This window comes from Candidatus Frankia nodulisporulans, from assembly GCF_902806475.1.
Lineage (GTDB): Bacteria > Actinomycetota > Actinomycetes > Frankiales > Frankiaceae > Frankia > Frankia umida.
The window spans coordinates 1-2761 of record NZ_CADCWS010000385.1 but is presented as its reverse complement, the minus strand read 5'-3'; the positions used below and the strand labels follow the sequence as shown (position 1 = coordinate 2761).

At 68.7% G+C, this 2761-nt stretch carries 3 protein-coding genes; 1 reads left to right on the top strand and 2 read right to left on the bottom strand.

Translation table 11 applies throughout. The features are described from left to right. Positions 1-227: 227 nt before the first annotated feature. Positions 228-812: a Maf family protein gene (locus G6R24_RS20020; protein WP_163550698.1), complete on the bottom strand. Its 585-nt coding sequence runs from the start codon at positions 810-812 to the stop codon at positions 228-230. A gap of 438 nt (positions 813-1250) precedes the next feature. Here G6R24_RS20020 and hpnH point away from each other — a divergent pair, with 438 nt between their 5' ends. Next, complete coding sequence (gene hpnH, locus G6R24_RS20015) at positions 1251-2255, top strand: adenosyl-hopene transferase HpnH (protein WP_163550697.1); 1005 nt, start codon at positions 1251-1253, stop codon at positions 2253-2255. 97 nt (positions 2256-2352) lie between these two features. Here hpnH and G6R24_RS20010 read toward each other — a convergent pair. Beyond that, positions 2353-2761: PaaI family thioesterase (locus tag G6R24_RS20010; RefSeq protein ID WP_420840678.1), on the bottom strand; the 409-nt coding region annotated here is incomplete at its 5' end.

Below are 2761 nucleotides of genomic sequence, written 5' to 3'. Positions count from 1 at the left end.
CGAGACGCTAGCTTTGTGCTCGTGACCTATGCCTTGGATGCAACACGTTCGACATAGCCCGACCGGGCCATTCGCGCTCACGTTCGGCGGTGTCCGGTCCGACCGCGTTCAGTCGGAAATATCGTCGTTCCGGGATGGTCGAAATCAATGACCGGTATTCTTCGTTGATCGCTGTACACAGACCCGGCCTGGCCCGGTCCGGCAGCGTGCCCCGGGTGCCCCGGGGCTCAGCGCCGGTGATCGGTGGTGGCGGCGAGCAGGGTGCGTACGAGGGCGGTCGGGAGACCGATGACGGTGTCGAGGTCGCCCTCGACACCGATGACGAACGCGGCGCCGCCGCCCTGGATGGTGTAGGCGCCGGCGGCGTCCATCGGCTCGCCGGTGGCGATGTAGGCGGTGAGTTCGGCGTCGCTGACGTCACGCATGGTGACCATGGTGGTGGCGACCCCGGCGTGGGACATGTCGGTCGCCGCGTGCAGGACGAAGACGGCGGTGACTACGCGGTGGGTACGTCCGCCCAGGTCACGCAGCATAGCTAGGGCGTGGTCGGGGGACTCGGGCTTGCCGAGGACGCGGCCGTCCAGGTCGATGACGGTGTCGCTGCCGAGGATGATCCGGTCGGGGCGTAGCGCGGCGACGGCGCGGGCCTTGCGTTCGGCCAGTTCGGCGGTGAGACCGGGCGCGTCGGTGGCGACGGTGGACGACTCGTCCACGCCGCTGACGACCACCTCGAAGGGCACGCCGAGCCGGGCCAGTAGCTCCCGGCGCCGCGGTGACGCGGAGGCGAGCACGAGTCGAGCGTCGGCGGTCATGCCACCGGAGGCTATCCCGATCGGGCCATTGTGCGGGGCCGTTCGTCGGGTCGACCGCGGGGCCGATGGTCGGGGTGGTAACGGGGCGGTCGTCGCGGTGCGGGTGGGCCGGCAGGCCCTCGACGAGCTGCGAACTCCCCTCTCCACACGCGGGGGAAGGCGTGCGGGAGAGCCGGGAAAACGCCAGGCGCGGGCTTTGGCCGCCAGGCCGGTGCCGCCGGGCGCGCGTCGATCGTGAATGTCGACGATGATGCCGCGCGACCTGCGTGAATGACGCCGGGGAACGTATCTGTGCCAGGAAAACAGGCGGGTGCCGGTTAAGTATCTCTCACCGGCCCGGGGGTCTGGATTCGGCCATCACCGTACTTACACTGGCGGCAGCAGGGCACCATCCCACCCACCCGGCGAATCCACATCATCATCACCAGGAGGGTGACAATGGCTATTCCACCGCGTCAGGCGATTCGGGTCGGCGCTTATCTGGCGAAGCAGAAGATCCTGCGCCGCGAGAAGTTCCCGATCACGCTCGAACTGGAACCGCTGTTCGCCTGCAACCTGTCCTGTGAGGGCTGCGGGAAGATCCAGCACCCGGTGGACGTGCTCAAGCAGCGCATGCCGGTCGAACAGGCGCTGGCCGCGGCCGACGAGTGCGGAGCGCCCGTGGTGTGCCTCGCCGGCGGCGAACCGCTCATGCACCCGCAGGTCGAGCAGATCGTCGAAGGCCTGGTCAAGCGCAAGAAGTTCGTCTACCTGTGCACGAACGCGCTGCTGCTGCCGCGTAAGATCGACAAGTTGACGCCGTCACCGTACCTGTCGCTGGCGGTGCACATCGACGGGCTCGAGGACCGCCACGACGAGATCGTCGCCCGCAAGGGCGTGTTCGCCCAGGTCATCGACAACATCAAGGATGCCCAGCGGCGCGGTTTCCGGGTCACCACGAACTCGACGTTCTTCAACACCGACTCCCCGCAGAACGTCATCGAGGTGCTCGACTTCCTCAACAACGAGATCAACGTCGACGGGATGATGCTCTCCCCGGCCTACGCCTACGAGAAGGCGCCGGACCAGGAGAACTTCCTCGGCGTCGAGGAGACGAAGGAGCTTTTCCGGAAGGCCTTCGCGGAAGGTCGCCGCAAGAAGTGGCGGCTCAACCACTCGCCGCTCTACCTCGACTTCCTCGAGGGCAAGGTGGATTTCGGGTGCACCGCGTGGGGAATCCCGTCCTACTCGCTGTACGGCTGGCAGCGGCCCTGTTACCTGATGAGCGACGGGTACGCGAAGACGTACAAGGAACTCCTCGAGACCACCGACTGGGACCGGTACGGCCGCGGCAAGGACCCGCGGTGCGCCAACTGCATGGCCCACTGCGGGCACGAGCCGACGGCCCTGGCCGCCACCCTCGGTTCGCTGCGCGAGACGATCCGCGCCGCGATCCCCGCGTAGACCTGCACGGTCAGGGTGGGATCCGTGGTCGCTGGGCGCGGTGTGGAGCCGGGCTGAGCGACCACGGAAGGATCGTCGGGGATCCACGCCAGGTGAGCTAGAGCCCGCGGGGGCGGGCGGGTTCACGGGTGATGGTGGCCAGGGTGTGCGGGCGGTCGGACGGTCCTGCCGTCGACACCCGGTACAGCGTCGACACCCGGTCACGGTGGATCGCCTCGGCCGTGGCCGTCACCGGCTGCGACGCCTGCGCGGGTCGCAGGTGCGTGATCCGGATGCCGGTGGTGCGTTCGGGGCCGTCCGGGCCGGCGAGAGCGTCGGTCACCAGGTCGGACAGGCACAGCAGCACACCACCGTGCACCGTCCGGGCGGGGGTGCCGAACACCGAATGTCCGGGCAGGATGAGCCGGCCAAGCTCGCCGTGTCGGGTCGGCCCCGCCGCGGCGAGTCCCAGGGCCTCCAGCATGCTCCCGTGCGGGGCCGACCTCCTCTCACCGTGCGTGCCGGTC

Coding starts and splice junctions, on each gene's coding strand:
- G6R24_RS20020 (WP_163550698.1), bottom strand. CDS start 812: ATGACCGCCGACGCTCGACTCGTGCTCGCCTCCGCGTCACCGCGGCGC.
- hpnH (WP_163550697.1), top strand. CDS start 1,251: ATGGCTATTCCACCGCGTCAGGCGATTCGGGTCGGCGCTTATCTGGCG.